The sequence below is a fragment of the Sulfitobacter aestuarii genome (assembly GCF_042685005.1).
In the GTDB taxonomy this organism is placed as follows: Bacteria; Pseudomonadota; Alphaproteobacteria; order Rhodobacterales; family Rhodobacteraceae; genus Sulfitobacter; species Sulfitobacter aestuarii.
This window is the reverse complement of sequence record NZ_JBHUMP010000010.1, coordinates 95,862-112,412: the sequence shown is the minus strand read 5'-3', so window position 1 is coordinate 112,412 and position 16,551 is coordinate 95,862. Positions and strand designations below refer to the sequence as shown.

Annotated in this window: 18 protein-coding genes; 5 read left to right on the top strand and 13 right to left on the bottom strand. The window is 65.7% G+C overall.

Annotated elements, in window-relative coordinates:
- Both rpe and ACFSUD_RS12600 read right to left on the bottom strand, forming a co-directional pair.
- Positions 1–690: a ribulose-phosphate 3-epimerase gene (gene rpe, locus ACFSUD_RS12605; RefSeq protein ID WP_386374956.1), complete on the bottom strand. Its 690-nt coding sequence runs from the start codon at positions 688–690 to the stop codon at positions 1–3.
- An 83-nt stretch (positions 691–773) separates the two neighbouring features.
- A complete protein-coding gene (locus tag ACFSUD_RS12600; protein WP_386374954.1) occupies positions 774–1,232 on the bottom strand; it encodes an SRPBCC domain-containing protein in 459 nt (152 codons plus the stop codon).
- 134 nt (positions 1,233–1,366) lie between these two features.
- Here ACFSUD_RS12600 and ACFSUD_RS12595 point away from each other — a divergent pair, with 134 nt between their 5' ends.
- The gene (locus ACFSUD_RS12595; RefSeq protein ID WP_386374953.1) at positions 1,367–2,395 is read left to right on the top strand and encodes an ABC transporter substrate-binding protein; all 1,029 of its coding nucleotides are present in this window, start codon (positions 1,367–1,369) and stop codon (positions 2,393–2,395) included.
- A gap of 85 nt (positions 2,396–2,480) precedes the next feature.
- On the opposite strand, the gene ACFSUD_RS12590 is transcribed toward ACFSUD_RS12595, so the two are convergent.
- Complete coding sequence (locus ACFSUD_RS12590) at positions 2,481–2,783, bottom strand: SH3 domain-containing protein (protein ID WP_386374951.1); 303 nt, start codon at positions 2,781–2,783, stop codon at positions 2,481–2,483.
- 173 nt (positions 2,784–2,956) lie between these two features.
- On the opposite strand from ACFSUD_RS12590, the gene ACFSUD_RS12585 reads away from it, so the two are divergent.
- The 4 genes from ACFSUD_RS12585 to ACFSUD_RS12570 all read left to right on the top strand — a co-directional run bounded on the left by ACFSUD_RS12585 (position 2,957) and on the right by ACFSUD_RS12570 (position 5,846).
- The gene (locus tag ACFSUD_RS12585) at positions 2,957–3,724 is read left to right on the top strand and encodes an ABC transporter ATP-binding protein (RefSeq protein WP_386374949.1); all 768 of its coding nucleotides are present in this window, start codon (positions 2,957–2,959) and stop codon (positions 3,722–3,724) included.
- Positions 3,717–4,511: an ABC transporter permease gene (locus tag ACFSUD_RS12580; RefSeq protein ID WP_386374947.1), complete on the top strand. Its 795-nt coding sequence runs from the start codon at positions 3,717–3,719 to the stop codon at positions 4,509–4,511. Before ACFSUD_RS12585 ends, ACFSUD_RS12580 begins: the two co-directional genes overlap by 8 nt.
- Positions 4,512–4,658: 147 nt before the next feature.
- Positions 4,659–4,874: a hypervirulence associated TUDOR domain-containing protein gene (locus ACFSUD_RS12575; protein ID WP_386374945.1), complete on the top strand. Its 216-nt coding sequence runs from the start codon at positions 4,659–4,661 to the stop codon at positions 4,872–4,874.
- A gap of 6 nt (positions 4,875–4,880) precedes the next feature.
- Positions 4,881–5,846 (top strand): DNA topoisomerase IB, encoded by a 966-nt coding sequence (locus tag ACFSUD_RS12570; RefSeq protein WP_386374943.1) that lies wholly within the window; start codon positions 4,881–4,883, stop codon positions 5,844–5,846.
- Between the two features lie 17 nt (positions 5,847–5,863).
- On the opposite strand, the gene ACFSUD_RS12565 is transcribed toward ACFSUD_RS12570, so the two are convergent.
- The 10 genes from ACFSUD_RS12565 to ACFSUD_RS12520 form a co-directional block, all read right to left on the bottom strand.
- A complete protein-coding gene (locus tag ACFSUD_RS12565) occupies positions 5,864–6,688 on the bottom strand; it encodes an acyl-homoserine-lactone synthase (protein WP_386374941.1) in 825 nt (274 codons plus the stop codon).
- 79 nt (positions 6,689–6,767) lie between these two features.
- Complete coding sequence (locus ACFSUD_RS12560; RefSeq protein ID WP_386374939.1) at positions 6,768–7,469, bottom strand: LuxR family transcriptional regulator; 702 nt, start codon at positions 7,467–7,469, stop codon at positions 6,768–6,770.
- Positions 7,456–7,653 (bottom strand): hypothetical protein, encoded by a 198-nt coding sequence (locus ACFSUD_RS12555; RefSeq protein WP_386374937.1) that lies wholly within the window; start codon positions 7,651–7,653, stop codon positions 7,456–7,458. Before ACFSUD_RS12555 ends, ACFSUD_RS12560 begins: the two co-directional genes overlap by 14 nt.
- A 105-nt stretch (positions 7,654–7,758) precedes the next feature.
- Complete coding sequence (locus tag ACFSUD_RS12550) at positions 7,759–10,899, bottom strand: efflux RND transporter permease subunit (protein WP_386374935.1); 3,141 nt, start codon at positions 10,897–10,899, stop codon at positions 7,759–7,761.
- 36 nt (positions 10,900–10,935) lie between these two features.
- Positions 10,936–12,198: an efflux RND transporter periplasmic adaptor subunit gene (locus tag ACFSUD_RS12545; RefSeq protein ID WP_386374933.1), complete on the bottom strand. Its 1,263-nt coding sequence runs from the start codon at positions 12,196–12,198 to the stop codon at positions 10,936–10,938.
- 101 nt (positions 12,199–12,299) lie between these two features.
- The gene (locus ACFSUD_RS12540; RefSeq protein WP_386374931.1) at positions 12,300–13,574 is read right to left on the bottom strand and encodes a multidrug effflux MFS transporter; all 1,275 of its coding nucleotides are present in this window, start codon (positions 13,572–13,574) and stop codon (positions 12,300–12,302) included.
- Positions 13,571–14,047, bottom strand: a complete 477-nt coding sequence (locus ACFSUD_RS12535; RefSeq protein ID WP_386374929.1) for a MarR family winged helix-turn-helix transcriptional regulator — start codon at positions 14,045–14,047, stop codon at positions 13,571–13,573. Before ACFSUD_RS12535 ends, ACFSUD_RS12540 begins: the two co-directional genes overlap by 4 nt.
- 198 nt (positions 14,048–14,245) lie before the next feature.
- On the bottom strand, positions 14,246–14,893 hold the full coding sequence (locus tag ACFSUD_RS12530; protein ID WP_386374927.1) for an aspartate/glutamate racemase family protein: 648 nt from the start codon (positions 14,891–14,893) through the stop codon (positions 14,246–14,248).
- Positions 14,893–15,567 (bottom strand): flavin reductase family protein, encoded by a 675-nt coding sequence (locus ACFSUD_RS12525; RefSeq protein ID WP_386374925.1) that lies wholly within the window; start codon positions 15,565–15,567, stop codon positions 14,893–14,895. Before ACFSUD_RS12525 ends, ACFSUD_RS12530 begins: the two co-directional genes overlap by 1 nt.
- Positions 15,568–15,611: 44 nt before the next feature.
- Positions 15,612–16,304 (bottom strand): GntR family transcriptional regulator, encoded by a 693-nt coding sequence (locus ACFSUD_RS12520; RefSeq protein WP_386374923.1) that lies wholly within the window; start codon positions 16,302–16,304, stop codon positions 15,612–15,614.
- Positions 16,305–16,551: the final 247 nt, after the last annotated feature.

Below are 16,551 nucleotides of genomic sequence, written 5' to 3'. Positions count from 1 at the left end.
TCAGGCCCAGACGCCTTCGGCAGCAGCGCGGATGGCGCGGATGTTTTCGCCATAGGGCGCGGGGTTGCTGACCGAGCCGCCCTTGAACGCGGCAGAGCCCGCGACCAGCACATCGGCACCGGCTTGGGCCACCAGCGGCGCGGTTTTCGGATCGACGCCGCCGTCGATTTCGATATGCACCGGGCGGTCGCCGATCATGGCGCGCAGGGTGCGGATCTTGTCGCCCATGTCGATGAACTTCTGACCGCCGAAACCGGGGTTCACGGTCATCACGCAGATCAGATCCGTCAGGTCGAGCAGATGCGCCACCGATTCCGCCGGGGTGCCGGGGTTGAGCGCCACACCGGCCTTGGCCCCGGCGGCGCGGATCGCCTGAAGGGTGCGGTGGATATGCGGCCCGGCCTCGACATGCGCGGTGATCACATCGGCTCCGGCAGCGGCGAAAGCGTCGATATAGGGATCGACCGGCGAGATCATCAGATGCACGTCCATCACACCTTTGATATGCGGGCGGATCGCGGCACACATCGCCGGTCCGAAGGTGATGTTGGGCACGAAATGTCCGTCCATCACATCAACATGCACCCAATCGGCGCCCTGCGCCTCGACGGCTTCGCATTCGGCGCCGAAATTGGCGAAATCGGCGGCGAGGATGGAGGGAGCGATCTTGATGGAACGGTCGAAGGACATGGCGCTTGCCTTTGTTTTGCGGGTGTGGGGGCGATATAGGACCTGGCGGCGGCGGTGGCAATCGCCACCGCCGCCGCCATTGCTTACTCGACCAGTGCGGCCAGCTGGTCCAGCGCGGCGCCCCAGCCCTCGTGGAATCCCATGGCGCGGTGTTTCTCGTTATCCTCGGCGTTGCGGTGCAGGACCGTGGCGCCGTATCTGGTGCCCTCGTCGACCTCGGTCAGGTTGATCCGCGCAGTGAAGGCCAGGTCGGTCTCGATCGGGGCGAAGCCTTCGGACATCAGGCTGGTGAAAACGATCAGGCTTTGCGGTTCGATCTGCAGGAAACAGCCCCTCACGGGCATTTCGTCGCCCTCCGGTCCATGCATGACGGAGTCAAATGCACCGCCGTGGTCGAAGCCGAAGTCCTTGATCTCGATGCGCCAGGGCCGCGGGCACCACCAGCGCTGAAGCTGATGCGGATCGGACCAGGCCTCCCAGATTCGGTGCCGCGGGGCGGCGATGTGGCGGGCCAGTTGCAGGGTGGTTGCGGGGTCGAACATCGGTGGAATCCTCCCTTCGGGGTGGTGATCAGGCGTGGAAAATCCTGCATGGGCAATTCGATTTGCGGTGGCGCCCTGCTTGACTTCGCGCCTGCGCCGCGCCCATGATTTGCCAAATTTCGCAGGAGTATAGCATGATCCGTTTTAACCGTCGTCAGGCGTTGGCCAGCATGGGTGCCGCGAGCGCTGTCAGCGCTGCCGGTCTGGCCACCCCCGCTCTGGCCCAGAGACGCAAGATCACCGTCGGTGCGCTGCGCTTTACCAGCCACGCGGGCAGTTTCGTGGCGCTGGAGCGCGGTTATTTCGAGGAAGCCGGGCTTGATGTCGAGCTGCGGTTCTTCGATGCGGCGCAGCCGATGGCGATGGCGATCGCCAGCGGCGATGTCGATTACGCGATCACCGCGATTTCCGGCGGGCTGGTGTCGCTGGCCCAGAAGGGCGCGGTCAAGGTCATCGGCGGCGCGTTGCAGGAAGAGGTGGGGATCGACGGCCAGAAGTTTCTCGTGTCCGACGCCGCCTATCAGGCCGGGATCACCGCGCCGGGCATGCTCGACGGCAAGTCTTTCGGGATCACGCAGGCGGGCTCGTCCTTCCATTACATGGGCGCGAAGATGGCCGAGGCCGAGGGCATCAGCCTGACCTACAAGCCGCTGCAGAAGGTCGGGGCGATCATCGGCGCGCTGAAGTCGGGACAGATCGACGGCTGGTCGATCGTGCCGCATATCGCCAAGCCGCTGGCCGGGTCCGGCGCGGTGCATATCGTTGGCGACGTGGCTACCTATCTGCCGGATTATCAGGTGACCACGGTGTTTACCTCGGCGAAGAATGCCAGCGACGAAAAGGACATGACCACGAATTTCCTCGCCGGGTATTCGAAGGGTGTGGCCGATTACAACGCCGCGATGATCGAACGGACCGGTGGTGATGAGGGCGAGGCCGGGATGGTCGATCTGATCCATAAATATGTCTATACCGACCGACCGCGCGACGAGGCGGCGCCGTCGATCATCAACGGCACAATGCGGCTCAACGAGGGCGCGGCGATGAATGTCGCCTCGATTGCCGATCAGCTGAGCTGGTTCCAGTCCGAAGGGCTGGTGGATGCGGATATCACGCTGGAGACGCTGATCGACACGTCCTATGTGAAGACTCTCGGGGTCTGAGACTCAGCCTGGGTGCGGAGAACGAAGCGGGCCGGTCCGATCCGGCCCGGCTTGCGGCGCGCGTGGGACCGGACGCGGCGCTCCGTCAGAGCTTGCGCAGATAGGCACGCGAGACATGGCCCACGGCCTGCCCGGCGCCCTCCAGTCGCGCTTCGCACCAGCGCGTGCCGCCGACCGGCTGACAGCTGTACACCTGCAGGACGCTGCCATTCGGCAGGCCGAGCAGCGCGACATAGCCGGTGCCGGGACCGGCGCGCAGCTTGAGCATTTCGCCCTCTTCGACGCCCGTGACCTCGTAGCGACCGGGCGCGTCGAAATTGGCGGAATCCCTGTTCGTGCAGGCGGACAGCATCATGCCTGCCAGCGCCGCGAGGACGACCTTGTTCATCACTTCACTCCTGTTCTGTCTCCTCCGTTCTCCTAGCCTTGCCGACGGCGCGAGGGAACCTGCGGCGCTCGCGCAGACGGTCTTGGCTGCTGGCTGTTGCGCCGAGGCCGCGGCGCCGGGCGCGGCCGGGCAGGGCCATTGCAGCGGCGGCGGATTTGTCCCAAACACCCGGCATGGATTTGAGATTGCAGAACGTCAGCCATTTCTATGGCGCCACCGAGGTGATGCGCGACATCACGCTGGATATTCCCTCCGGACAGATCGTTTGTATTGTCGGTCCCTCGGGTTGCGGTAAATCAACCTTGCTGCGGATGCTCGGCGGGCTCGAACGGCCCTCGGCCGGGCAGGTTCTGCAGCTCGGCGCGCCGCCTGCGGATTGTCTCAATCCGCTGACCTATATCTTCCAGGATTTCGCGCTGCTGCCCTGGCGCAGCGTGCGCGGCAACGTGGCGCTGGCGCTGGAGGATCATCGGCTTGCCCGTTCCGAGCGCGAGGCGATCATTGCCGATGTGCTGGCCCGCACCAAGCTCGGGGATTTCGCCGAGGCCCTGCCGAGGCAATTGTCCGGCGGGATGAAGCAACGAGTGGCGATCGCCCGGGCGCTGGCAGTGCGTCCGGCGGTGATGCTGATGGACGAGCCGCTCTCGGCGCTGGACAGCCAGACCCGCGAATTGCTGATGGATGATCTCGTGGCGCTGTGGACGCGCCAGCCTTTCACCGCGGTCTATGTCACCCACAACCTCGCCGAGGCGGTGCGGCTGGGACATCGGATCGTGGTCCTGTCCCGCCGCCCCGGGCAGATCCGCGAGATTGTTAAGATCGACACGTCGCTGTCGGCGCGCGCGCATGGCGATGCGGCGCTCGAGGCGCATCAGCGGCATCTCTGGGGCTTGATGCGCGACGAGGCGGCGGCAGCGGATGCGGAGTTGCTCGATGTCTGAGGCAAGCCGACAAATCCCCTTCCGTGGTGGCGGCTTCGTTGCGCAGCATCGGCGCGGTGTCGGGCCGCTGGTCTTCGTGCTGCTGGTGCTGGCCGTCGAATGGGGCACGCGCGCGGGGGTGATCTCGTCGCTGACCCTGCCGAGACCGAGCGACGTGCTGCTGACCTTTCAGGAGCTCTATCAATCCGGGTTGCTGTTCAAGCATCTGCTGCCTTCGCTGTCCCGGCTGGCGGTTGGGGCGAGCATCGGCGCGGGGCTCGGTATCGCTGTGGGGGTGCTGATCGGGCTATTTTCCTATGTGCGGGCCGGGCTGGTGCCGCTGGTCGCGGCGCTGTTCCCGGTGCCGAAGATCGCGCTGCTGCCGCTCTTCGTGATCTGGTTCGGGATCGACGAGGCCAGCAAATACGCGCTGATCGCCTTCGGCACCTTCACCCCGACGGTCGTGGCCACCTATTCGGCGGTGGATAATGTCGAGCGCGGATTGATCCGCATGGGCCAGTCATTCGGCCTGTCCTGGTGGTCGATCGTGCGCAAGATCGTGCTGCCCGGCGCGATGCCGGGGATCCTTTCGGGGCTGCGGATCTCGTTGGCGATCGCGATCATCCTGCTGGTCGCGGCGGAAATGCTCGGCGCGCAATATGGTATCGGCGCCTATATTCTCGAGGCCGGAAGCCTCTATGATCTGGAGCGGCTGTTTGCCGGGGTGGTGATCCTTTCGCTGCTCGGTGTGCTGGTCAGCGCGGCGATTGCGGCAGTGGAGCGGCGGGTCCTGCGCTGGCGGGGCTGATCCTGTCGCGGCGGTGCTGTCGGCGATGCCGGACCGGGGACCAGCCCCCGGACCCCCGAGGTATTTTCGGTCAGAAGAAGCGGCGGCGGAACCCGAGACCGCATGGGCGGGTTGCCTAGGCAAAGGGCCAGGCGGGGGAGACCGGGAATGGCGGATTATTCTGAAGGCGACAGGGTGGAATGGGACTGGGGCCAAGGGGTCGGTCAGGGCCGGGTCGAGGAGATCCACAAGTGCAAGCTGACCCGCAAGATCAAGGGCAGCGAGATTACCCGCAATGGTTCCGATGACAATCCCGCGCTGGTGATCGTGCAGGAGGATGGTGACCAGGTGCTGAAACTGTCCTCCGAAGTGCGTCGGGCCTGACCGGGGATGGCCCCATCCGAGCTCGTCTATTACAGCGACGACCAGCCGGGGATCCGGCGGCTGCGCAGGGGTCGGGGGTTCAGCTATGTGGCCACGGATGGCACGACCATCGCGCGTGGCCCGGAACGAAAACGGCTCGAGGCACTGGCGGTGCCGCCCGCCTATGAGGATGTGTGGATGTGTCCGCTGCCCAACGGACATCTGCAGGCCACGGGGCGGGATGCGCGCCAGCGCAAGCAATATCGGTATCACGAGGCATGGGCGGCGGCGCAGGCGGAGACCAAGTTCGCCGGGCTGGTCGAATTCGGCCACCTGCTGCCGCGCATCCGCCGTCGTGTGCGCCGGGATCTGGAAGAGGAGGTCGGCGACCGGGTCTTTGCCCTGGCCAGTGCGGTGGCGCTGATCGACCGGACCTCGATGCGGGTCGGCAATGCCGATTACACCGCCGCCAACGGCAGCTACGGCGCCCTGACCCTTCAGCGCCGCCATGTGAAGCTGGCAGGAAACCGGATCAAGCTGCGCTACAAGGCGAAGGGCGGGACGCCGGTCCGGCGGCAGATGAACGACCGGACGCTGGCGCGGATCCTCGGGCGGATCAATGACCTGCCGGGGGCCGAATTGCTGAGCTGGGTGGATGAGGAGGGCAATGCCCGCAGCCTGAACTCGACGGCGTTGAACCTCTATATCGCGCAGGCGGCGGGGGCTGACGGCGTGAGCGCCAAGACCTTCCGCACCTGGGCCGGAACCCTGGCCGCCTTCGCCTGTGCGGAGCCGGGCGGAGCAAGCATCAAGGCGATGGCCGAGGCCGCGGCGGAGCGGCTCAACAACACCGCCACTGTCGCGCGCAACAGCTATATCCATCCCGCGGTGATCGAGCTTGCCGGTGCCGAGCCGCTTGTGCTCGACGGCACGGGCAGCCGCGATCTGCTGGCGGCGGAGCGCCGGTTGCTTGCCTATCTCGAGACTTGCTGAGCTGCGCGCGTGTGCGCTCAGCCGTGATAGGTGATCGGGCGATCGTCGATGCGGCGGATCATGCCGACGCTTTTCAACATCCGTGCCAGTTCCTCCACGGCGGCGCGTTCCGAACCGCAGCGCGCGCTGCTCAGCTGCTCGCGGCAATATTCCTCGAGCGCCGCTGCCTGTGCCGCATTGCTCGGGGTGATCGGGCGGATATCGGAAAGCGCCACCGCCTGTTTCGGTGTGGCGAAGACATCGTCAGTGATACCGGCGAAGGCGCGCAGCCGCGCGATCCGTTCCGGCGTGGTGTCGAGCAGCGCCGCCATGGCCGAGACCTTGCCCATCGGCCGGGTGCTGCCGATGTAATCATAGGGCGCACAGTCGCAGCGTTTCAGCACCCGGTTCATGATCGGATCGATGACGGTGATGATATCCTCGATCCCGGCGGATCGGGCATATTCCAGCGCGCCGATCATCAGCTCGCAGCTCGCGCGGCTGAGCGCTTCGCGGGATCCTTGCCCCGCAAGCGCTTCGGTATCGACGCAGAACCGTGTCGATTCCCACAGACGGGCGCTGCGCGGCGGGGCTTCGCCGTCAAGCAGGTCGCTGAAGACCTCGGAGAGCATATGCGGGCCGGTGGTCTGCAGGGCGCGGGCGCAGGAGATGACCTTTCCTTCCGCGTTCACCCCGATGACATAGACCGGATCGAGCGCGTCGAATTCGTCGCTCTCCCGGCCGTTGCGAATTTTAACGTCCCAGCCGAGCCGGTCACCGAAGACCCTGGCGCGCAGGGCGAACATCTGGTCGAGCAATCCGCCGAAACGGTTGCGGTTGAGGCCGTCCACTATGATAATCATCACTTTCTCCCCAAGACAGATCCATTGAGTCATCATCGGGCAGGCTGGAGGCTCCGGCTATTGTGGAAATCCCGTAGGGTCAGATCGGATGGATCAACCCGAGGCCGATGGCGCGGGCCACCGCCTGCGCGGTGCTGAGCGCGCCGAGTTTCTCGCGGGCCGAGCGCAGATGTACCTCGACCGTGCGCTGCGAGATCGACAGGATGTCGCTCACGTCGAGCTGGGATTTGCCTGCCGCGATCCATTGCAGCGCCTCGGTTTCGCGCGGCGACAGGCGCGGTCCGGCGGGGAGGGCGCTTTGCGCGCGGGAGCGGATCACGTTGTCGTGCAGATGGACCGCGGCGCTTTGCAGCGCGCCGATGATCTTCGTCTTCAGCAAGGCCCATTCGCGGTCGCCGCAATCGCGGGTCACGCTGAACAGGCCGATGTCGCCGAAGGGGCCGCGCACCGGGATCGTCATGCCCTGGTTGGAAATGCCGAAATCATGGGCGTCGCGGAAAATGTCGTGAAAGCTTGCCTCATCGCGCAGCCGTTGCCAATCGACGGGTGCGATGCTGCGGCTGGCGAGCAGCAGGGCCGGGTCGCGGTGCTGGAAGCCCCGGGTGACATAACGCGCCTGCCATTCTTCGGGATAATTGACGAAGCCATGCACCGATTGGGCGGCGGGATTGAGCCCGGCATAGGCGGCATAGTCGAGCTCATGCGTCTCGCAGATGGAATCGAGGAAGGATTGAAGCTCGTTTTCCACGAAGGGCAGCTTGCTGAGGTCAATGACCGACATGCCGACCTCCGCAGGGCAACGTCGCGCGCGGGCGGGTGGGGTGATATCGCCGGGTCGGCGGCGGGCGCGGCGCGGTGCCGGGATCGGCGATCGGCCCGGCCGACAGGCTGGCGGGCCGCGCGGGATGTACCCGGTCAGGCCGACCGAACAGGTCGGCATACATGCGTATCGGTCCTGTCTGCATCCACCTCTCCACTCGCCTGTATTTTCGCAGAATGAAACTTGGCTGCAATCAGGATTTTCCCCCAGATCCGGGCTGCGCGCCGAAGCGGGCCGCCCGGACGCGGATTCATGCCGACGGTGCGTCGATGTCGGGCTGTGACTGCGCCTGTGACTTCCGGCTACGGGTGATGCGCGCGATGATGACGAAGAACACCGGTACGAAGAGCACGCCAAGCAGCGTCGCCGAGATGGTACCGCCGAGAACGCCGGAGCCGATGGCATTGCGCCCGCCCGAGCCTGCGCCGTTGCTGATCACCAGAGGCAAGACGCCGAGCGAGAAGGCCATCGAGGTCATGATGATCGGGCGGAAACGCTGTTTCGCCGCTTCGAGCGCGGCGTTGAGCAGCGGCACACCGGAGGCATATTGCTCGCGCGCGAACTCGACGATCAGGATCGCGTTCTTGCCGGTGAGACCGATCACCGTCAGCAGTCCGACCTGGAAGAAGACGCCGTTCTGGAAGCCGCCGACCCAGGCGGCAAGAAGGGTTCCCAGCACGCCGAGCGGCATCGCCAGCATCACCGCGAAGGGGATCGACCAGCTTTCATAGAGCGCCGCCAGCGCCAGGAACACCGCCGCGAGGGACAGGGCGTAGAGCAGGGGGGCCTGGCTGCCGCTTTCCTGTTCCTCCAGCGAGAGGCCGGTCCAGGCCACCGAGAAACCGGGCGGGAGCTGGTCGGCCAGCCGTTCGATCTCGGCAATTGCCTCGCCGGTGCTCACGCCGGGTGCCGGGGCGCCCTGGATCTGCATGGCGGGCACGCCGTTGTAGCGGGTCACGCCCTGGGCTCCGAAGACCCAGGAGGCATCGGCAAAGTTGGAGAACGGCACCAGCCCGCCGCTGGCATTGCGTACCCGCCATTTCTCCAGATCTTCCGGGGTGGCGCGGGCCTCCGGTTCGCCCTGTACATAGACGCGTTTGGTGCGGCTGCCGTCGATGAAGTCATTCACATAGCGCCCGGCCCAGCCGATGGTCAGCAGCGTGCCGACATCGCTGGCCGAGACCCCCATCGCCCCGGCCTTGCGCCAGTCGATATCGAGGTTGAACTGTGCCGCATCCTCCAGCCCGTTGGGCCGGGCGGAGGCGATGAGCGGGCTCTGTGCTGCCATGCCGAGCAGCTGGTTGCGAGCATCGCGCAGTTCGCCGTGGCTCTGCCCGCCACGGGCCTGCAGGTAGAAGTCAAAGCCCGAGACGTTGCCAAGCTCGATCACCGAAGGCGGCACCACCGGGAAGACCAGCGCGTCTTGAATGCTGCTGAGCCTGCCGAAGGCACGTCCGGCCAGCGCCTGAACGCTTTGCTCGGGGGCGGTGCGGTCCTTCCAGTCCTTGAGCTGCACGAAGACCAGCGCCTGGTTCTGGCCCTGCCCCGCGAAGCTGAAACCGACGACGCCGAAGGCCGATTGCACGATGTCGCTTTCCTCTTCGAGGAAATAATCCTCGACCTGCTCCAGCACGTCGAGCGTGCGCTCGGCCGTGGCGCCGGTGGGGGTCGAGATCAGGGTGAAGAGGATGCCCTGATCCTCGTCGGGGAGGAAACCGCCCGGCGTGCGCAGGAACAGGAACACCGCCGCTGCGATCACCGCGAGGAACAGCAGGCTGATTCTGAACGGGCGTTTCAGCATCCAGCCCACGGTGCTGCCATAGCCGCGCAGCGTGGCGCCGAAGCCGGTGTTGAACCACGCGAAGGGGCCGCGCGGGCGGTGGCCTTCCTTTTTGGGCTTCAGCAGCGTGGCGCAGAGCGCCGGAGTCAGGGTCAGCGCCAGCAGCACCGAAAGCGCCATGGCCGAGATGATGGTGATCGAGAATTGCTGGTAGATTACGCCGGTTGAGCCGGGGAAAAAGGCCATCGGCACGAAGACGGCCGAAAGCACCACTCCGATGCCGATCAGTGCACCGGTGATCTCGTCCATCGATTTGCGGGTGGCTTCGAGCGGGCTCAGACCTTCCTGTTCCATGATCCGTTCGACGTTCTCCACCACCACGATGGCATCATCGACAAGCAGGCCGATGGCCAGCACCATGGCCAGCATGGTCAGCGAGTTGATCGAATAGCCGAAGGCGGCGAGCACACCGAAGGTGCCGAGCAGGACCACCGGCACCACCAGCGTCGGGATCAGCGTCGCGCGCAGGTTCTGCAGGAAGAGCAGCATCACCAGAAACACCAGGGCGACCGCTTCGAACAGCGTATGCACGACCTTCTCGATGGAAATCGCCACGAAGGGCGTCGTGTCATAGGGGATCACATAGGTCACGCCGTCGGGAAAGAAGGCGGCAAGCTCGTCGAGCCGTTCCTCGACCAGCGCGGCGGTGTCGAGCGCATTGGCCCCCGGCGCCAGTGAGATCGCCATGCCGGTGGAGGGATCGCGGTTGAACCGCGAGATGGTGGCGTAATTATCCGCCCCGATCTCGACCCGCGCGACATCGTTGAGCAGCACCAGCCCGCCGTCGGTCTGGGCGCGCAGCACGATCTGGCGGAAATCCTCCGGCGTGCGCAGCAGCGATTGCGCGGTGATCGTGGCGTTGAGCTGCTGTCCCTCGACGGTCGGACGCGCACCGAAGGCGCCGGCCGAGATCTGCGCATTCTCGCGCGACACGGCGGCGACGACATCGGAGGGCGTCATGTTGAAAGCGGCGAGCTTGGCCGGATCGAGCCAGATCCGCATCGCATATTGCGCGCCGAAGACCTGCACGCTGCCCACCCCTTCGATGCGGCTGATGTCATTGACCATGTTGGTCGAGAGGTAATCGGCAAGGTCGGTGGCATCATAGGCATCGCTGTCGGAAATCAGCCCGACCACCATCAGGAACCCGGCGGAGGATTTCGACACCGTAACGCCTTGGCGCTGCACGGTTTCAGGCAGCAGGGCACTGGCCTGCGCGAGCTTGTTCTGTACCTGGACCTGGGCGATGTCGGCATCGGTGCCGGTCTCGAAAGTCAGGGTGATCGAGGCGCCGCCCGCCGAGGTCGAACTCGAGGACATGTAGCGCAGCCCGTCGAGCCCGGTCATCTGCTGTTCGATGACCTGCGTGACGGTATTGGCCACGGTCTCCGCCGAGGCGCCGGGATAGGCAGCCTGGATCGAGACCGAAGGCGGCGCGATCTGCGGATATTGCGCGACCGGCAGGGTCAGGATCGCGAGCACCCCGAGGCCGGAGATGAACAGGGAGATGACCCAGGCGAAGATCGGGCGGTCGATGAAGAAACGGGCCATGGCGGTACGTCCGGATTAGGAGAAGTTGATATGCGTTCAGTCGGTCTCTGTGGCCGCCGCGGCGGTGCCGGATCCGGCCTCGGCAGAAGCCTCGGTCTTCTCGGCGCGCGGCGCGGTCTGCTCGGTCTGCTCACCTTCGGGCGCGACCGGGTCGGCCTCTGCCCCTGTCGCCTGCGGGGCCGCGACCTCCTGCGGTGTCACGGTGGCACCGGGGCCGGTCTTCTGGAACCCGGCGACGACCAGCCGGTCACCGGCGCTGAGCCCGTCGCTGACGATCCAGTCGGCGCCGCGGGCCTGCAGGATGGTCAGCTCGCGCTGCTCCACCACGTTTTCCTCCGTGACGATCAGCGCGGTGGCCTGGCCGCGCCGGTCGCGGCTGACGGCCTGCTGGGGCACCACGAGGGCGCTATCGAGGGTTTCGGTCGGCATCTCGACCTGCACATACATGCCCGGCAGCAACAGCTTGTCGGGGTTGTCGAAGGACATGCGCAGGACCACAACGCCGGTCTGCTCGTCCACCTCAGGCTCGGCGGCGGTCAGCATCCCCTTTTGATCGAATGCGACCCCGTCGGCGAGGGTCAGGGTCACGGAGGGATCGGCCAGATCGGCAGGGCCATTGCCGTGGCTGCGACGCCAGGCCAGCAGCTCGGCGGCGGATTGGGTGACGTCGACATAGACCGGATCGATGTTCTGGATCACGGCCAGCGGCGTGGCCTGGCTGGCGGTCACGAGCGCACCGGGGCTGGTCAGCGAGCGGCCGATCTCGCCCGAGAGCCGGGCACGGATCGTGGTGCGGTCCTTCTCGATCTGTGCCGATTGCAGCTGTGCCTCGGCCGCCTCTAGATTGGCCGCGGCGATGGCCAGCGCGGCATCGGCCTCATCGGCCGCCGAGGCGCTTGCGACATTGCGTGATTGCAGCGCGTCGATGCGGCGGGCCTCTTTCTCGGCCTTTTCGAGCCCGGCCTTGGCCTGGGCAACACTGGCCCTCGCGATCGCAAGCGCGGCGTCATAGCTCGCCGGGTCGATCTGATAGAGCACGTCGCCCTCTTCGACCTGTCCGCCTTCGCGGAACTGCCGCTCGGTGATGATCCCGGCGACCTGGGGGCGTACCTCGGCACGGGCAGAGGCGACCACACGGCCCGGCAGGGTGGTGGTCAGGGTGACGCTCTGCGGCTGCAACGTCATCACGCTCACCGCGGCAGGAGGGCGGCCCTCCTGCGCCTGCGTCGCGAGCGGGGCGGACAGGAGCAGGGTGAGGCCGAGCAGGGCGGGGCGGAGCCAGGGGCGAATGGGTTTCATTGTGCAACCTTTATGGGTCTTGGTCTGTCTTGATGTCGAAATGGAGAGCGGGCGCTTGCCCTGCGGGGGTAGTCGGGGCGGGAAATGCGTGCCAGCCTACATTATTTCGGTGGCGAATGGACGGTTCTTGCATCGTTGAGCGCGGATTGGCCCAGCCGCCGGGCGGGGGCGGCCCCCGGTTCCGGCGTCGGCAGGGAGGGCCGGGCGCGGTGCAGCAGATAGGCAATACAGGCGGTGGCGCCCATCAGGGGGATCAGAAGGCCCATGGCAACCACCGTATCGCCGAAGAGCGCGCCGATGCTGCCGATGAGCAGACCTGCGCCCATCTGCAGGAAGCCGAGCATGGCGGCCGCGGCCCCGGCGTTGCGCGCGAAGGGGGCGAGGGCGGCGGTGGACATGGCGGGCATCACGAAGGCGATGCCGAAGGCATAGGTCGAGACCGGCACCATCACATGCAGGAAGGAGGGCGCCCAGAGCAGCAGGGTGGCGCTGCCGAGACTGCCCGCGGCGATGAAGCCCAGGCCGATCGGCACCAGCGGCGTCGCACCGATCCGCGGCATCAGCGCCCGCACCACCAGCGAGCCGACGAAGAACGCGCCCGATTGCATGAGCATCCCGAGGCCGAACTGGGTCGGGGTCAGCCCGACCTCGCTCATCAGGATGAAGGGCAGGAAGGTGGCCTGCGCATAGAGCGCCCCGAGCGCGCCCGCCATCACAAGCGACGCGGTGAGGAAATGGCCATTGCCGAGCAGCATCGCGTAGCTGCGGAACAGCGCGCCGAGCTTCAACCGACTGCGATCAGGCGTCACCGTTTCGCGCATCGCCAGCAGCGTGACGGCGATCACCGCAAAGCCGATCAGCACCATCAGCGCGAAGATCGCCCGCCAGCCCGCTACCGCCAGCGTGAGCCCGCCGATGGTCGGCGCCAGCGCCGGGCCGAGCGCGAGGATGATGCCGATCAGGTTCATGATCCTGGAGGATTCCTCGCCGGTGAAGAGATCGCGCACCAGCGCCCGGCTGATCGCCACCCCGACGGAGGCACCGATACCCTGGACGAAACGCGACAGCACCAGCACCTCAATCGACGGCGCAAGGAAGGCGCCGAGGCTGGCAAGGCAATAGATCGCCATGAAGGCGATCGTGACGGGACGACGGCCAAGCGCATCGGAAAGCGGCCCGGCGATGAGCTGGGCGCAGGCGAAGCCACCGAAATAGAGGGTCAGCGACAGTTTCACCACGGCTTCGGGCGAGTCGAAAACGGTGCCGACGGCCGGCATCGCCGGGGTGTAGAGGGCCATCGAGACCGGCCCGACCGCCACGAGCAGCGCCCCGATCAGGCTGACCCGGCGCGCGCTCATCAATGGTGCGGCGCTCATGGCTCGACTTCCATGCGCAGCGGCTTGACGCCGCGATGGACCTCGAGATTGCGGCGGATCGTCTTGGCCGCCTCGGCGAAGCGCTGCTGCCCTGCCTCATCGAGCCCGTCGAGTGCGATGGCGCTGACCTGCTGACCCATTTCGGCCATGCGCTGAAGGATCGGGTCGGCTTCCGGCGTCAGGGCCACGAGCTTGGCACGGCGGTCCGACGGGTCGGCCTGGCGCCGTACCAGCCCCTGCGCTTCGAGCCGGTCGAGAAAGACCGACAGGCTCATCGGGGCGAGGCACATGGAATCGGCAAGGCTGACCTGCCGTGTCGCCCCGGCCCGGGCAAGCTGCGCCAGCACCCGCGCTTCCGATGCGGTCACGCCGATCTCGCTCTTGGCAATGTCATGCTCGAAGGCGATCCGGAAATGCCGGGCAATGTCGGCAATCAGGAAGGCGATGTGATCGGAATCGATGGGAGAGGACAAGGGAGGCGCTTTCGAGGTTTGCTATAGCGTATTTATTATAAGCCTCACTTATCAATTCTGGCGGCTTTGTCCAGAGGCCAAAAACGATGAAACCGGCCCCTCGCATGATGAGGGCCGGTTCCTGTGGTGATATCGGCAAGGCCGCCGTCCGGGCCATGGTCCTGGGCAAGCGCGAGCAGCAGGCTCCGGGAACCGGGATCAGCTCAACGCGAAGGACGCCATCAGGGAATGTGCCGCCGCGGCAATCGGATCGACGACAGTGACACCGAGCGCCGCGCCGACGCTGGCGCTGAGCCCGCCCATGCCGGCGCAGCCGAGCACCACGGTCTCCACCTCCGGATATTGCGTCAGCAGATCGCGCCCCGCGGCGATCAGCCGCCGTTCGGCCCCGGCGCGGTCGGTCTCGAAGTCGAGCACCTCGATCGACGATGCATGGATCTTGCGGCAATGCTGCGCGAGCCCGTAGGCGGTGATGTTGGCCTCGAGCACCGGGACGGAGAGCGGCGAGGTGGTCAACACGGCGAAGGGGCGACCGCGCGCGGCCGCTTCGGCAAAGGCCGCTTCGCCGATCCCGGTGAGCGGGCGCGGATGGATGTCGCGCAGTTCGATCAGGCCGGTATCGTCGAAACAGGCGATCACCGCGCCGTCATGGCCGGGGGCGCGCAGCAGGGCCAGCGTGCCGGGCAGCGCCGCCGCGCCATCGGCGGCGCCCTGGATCGACGCCGGGCCGTCGTGGTTGGTGGCGCTGATCAGGGTGATATCCGGCGGCAGATACTGGCGCAGCTCGGCGGCGATGCGTTCGGTCATCTCGACCGTGGCGTTCGGATTGACGACGAGGACGCGCATCAGAACCGGTCCGTCCCGGTCTTGCGCGGCTGGCTGTCGCGCCATTGCGCCTCGGACATGGTGGGCAGATCGAAGGTCTCGTTGGAGCGGCAATAGCCATGCCCGCCCATGCGTCCGAGCGCATCGAGCCCGGCGGCATCGACATGGAAACGCTCGTTCACCAATCCCGGCCTTGCATGCATCGCCAGCACCTCGCCGAGAATGATTTCGCGGGATTTGCCGATGTTGAGGGTGACGTGACGGCGACATTCGAGCCGCACAGGCGCTTCGGCGATCTGCGGGCAGGAGACGAATTCGCCCGGCAGCATGGTCAGCCCGGCTTCCTCGATCTCGCTGACACCGGGGGCGAAGGGCACGGCGGTGACATTCATCGCGTCGAGATTGTCATGCCCGACGATGTTGACCGTGAATTCCTCGGTATTGCGGATGTTGCGGCCGGTGTCCTTGAACCGCATGTCGGCGTAATTCTCGACCCCGAGCGCCAGGATCGCCGGGTCGGATGACAGCACGTTGAAAAAGCTGAAGGGCGCGGCGTTGGGGCGGCCCTCCTCATCGATTGTGGTGACCCAGGCAATGGGACGCGGCACCACCGCGCCGATCAGCAGCTTGTAGCGGTCGCGCGCAGAGAGGGCGGAAAAATCGAACCGGTCGGATTGGGGGGATATGCGGGTCATGAAACATTCCGTCTCTGCTGGTGGAAATCGAAAGGGATGGGTGATCAGCCGTTGGAGGGCAGGTAGCGCGCGAGGATATCGCTGACGCTGTCCTCGCCTTCGCCATCTGGATTGAGCAAGGCGCGGTCCTGCACGCCATGCAGATGATGATGCATCCGGGCGGTGGCGCGTTCGGCATCGCCTGCCTCGATCGCGGCGATGATCTCGGTATGTTCGTCGAGCCCGCATTTCGCCGAATGGGCCTGGGCAAAGCGGGCCAGCACCAGCGAGCAGCGCGACACGATCTCGTTGACGTAATTGGCGAGGATCTTCGAGCCGGTCAGCTCGGCAAGCAGGATGTGAAATTCGCCGGACAGGCGGATGGAGCGAGTGGTATCGACGTCGAGATATTTCTTTTCCTCGGCGAGATGCGCCTTCAGCGCCTTGATCACCGGGGCGCGGTCCATGGCGCAGAGCCGCTGCATCACCTCGCGTTCAAGGCATTGACGCATTTCGAAGATGTCATGCGCCTCTTCTATGGAGGGCACCGCGACGGAGGCGCCGCGATTGGGCTGCAGATCGACCAGCCCTTCGGCATCAAGCCGCACCAGCGCGCTGCGCACCGTGGTGCGGCTGACGCTGAACGTCTCGCCAATCGAATCTTCGGGCAGCTTCACCCCGGGTTTGAGTGCCTGTTCGATGATCGCCTGACGGAGGGAATCATAGACCGGAAAGCTGCGCGTAGAAGGTTTGTACATAATTGTATCCATCTCACATCGAAAAAGTAGCACTCACACACTGCAATATATTGGATACAGTGATTGAATACAATTTATTATTTTTTTGTAGCCAAGAGAAGTTTTCCTGCCTAGGCTTGGATCACTGTCGGGGCCGATGTCAGGGAGCGATCCGCGATTTCCTCAGGGATAAGAGGGGGGAACAGGATCAGCGTGGCGGCGGCGATGACGCATACTTGTATACGAAAGCGTACAATTTCGTGTCCAA

Excerpts from the sequence above, each read along its gene's own strand:
- ACFSUD_RS12525 (WP_386374925.1), bottom strand. The coding sequence starts at position 15,567 with ATGACCCGCATATCCCCCCAATCCGACCGGTTCGATTTTTCCGCCCTC.
- ACFSUD_RS12560 (WP_386374939.1), bottom strand. The coding sequence starts at position 7,469 with ATGTCGGTCATTGACCTCAGCAAGCTGCCCTTCGTGGAAAACGAGCTT.
- rpe (WP_386374956.1), bottom strand. The coding sequence starts at position 690 with ATGTCCTTCGACCGTTCCATCAAGATCGCTCCCTCCATCCTCGCCGCC.
- ACFSUD_RS12520 (WP_386374923.1), bottom strand. The coding sequence starts at position 16,304 with ATGTACAAACCTTCTACGCGCAGCTTTCCGGTCTATGATTCCCTCCGT.
- ACFSUD_RS12595 (WP_386374953.1), top strand. The coding sequence starts at position 1,367 with ATGATCCGTTTTAACCGTCGTCAGGCGTTGGCCAGCATGGGTGCCGCG.
- ACFSUD_RS12565 (WP_386374941.1), bottom strand. The coding sequence starts at position 6,688 with ATGATTATCATAGTGGACGGCCTCAACCGCAACCGTTTCGGCGGATTG.
- ACFSUD_RS12550 (WP_386374935.1), bottom strand. The coding sequence starts at position 10,899 with ATGGCCCGTTTCTTCATCGACCGCCCGATCTTCGCCTGGGTCATCTCC.
- ACFSUD_RS12570 (WP_386374943.1), top strand. The coding sequence starts at position 4,881 with ATGGCCCCATCCGAGCTCGTCTATTACAGCGACGACCAGCCGGGGATC.
- ACFSUD_RS12555 (WP_386374937.1), bottom strand. The coding sequence starts at position 7,653 with ATGCAGACAGGACCGATACGCATGTATGCCGACCTGTTCGGTCGGCCT.
- ACFSUD_RS12580 (WP_386374947.1), top strand. The coding sequence starts at position 3,717 with ATGTCTGAGGCAAGCCGACAAATCCCCTTCCGTGGTGGCGGCTTCGTT.
- ACFSUD_RS12585 (WP_386374949.1), top strand. The coding sequence starts at position 2,957 with ATGGATTTGAGATTGCAGAACGTCAGCCATTTCTATGGCGCCACCGAG.
- ACFSUD_RS12540 (WP_386374931.1), bottom strand. The coding sequence starts at position 13,574 with ATGAGCGCCGCACCATTGATGAGCGCGCGCCGGGTCAGCCTGATCGGG.
- ACFSUD_RS12530 (WP_386374927.1), bottom strand. The coding sequence starts at position 14,893 with ATGCGCGTCCTCGTCGTCAATCCGAACGCCACGGTCGAGATGACCGAA.
- ACFSUD_RS12590 (WP_386374951.1), bottom strand. The coding sequence starts at position 2,783 with ATGAACAAGGTCGTCCTCGCGGCGCTGGCAGGCATGATGCTGTCCGCC.
- ACFSUD_RS12600 (WP_386374954.1), bottom strand. The coding sequence starts at position 1,232 with ATGTTCGACCCCGCAACCACCCTGCAACTGGCCCGCCACATCGCCGCC.
- ACFSUD_RS12575 (WP_386374945.1), top strand. The coding sequence starts at position 4,659 with ATGGCGGATTATTCTGAAGGCGACAGGGTGGAATGGGACTGGGGCCAA.
- ACFSUD_RS12545 (WP_386374933.1), bottom strand. The coding sequence starts at position 12,198 with ATGAAACCCATTCGCCCCTGGCTCCGCCCCGCCCTGCTCGGCCTCACC.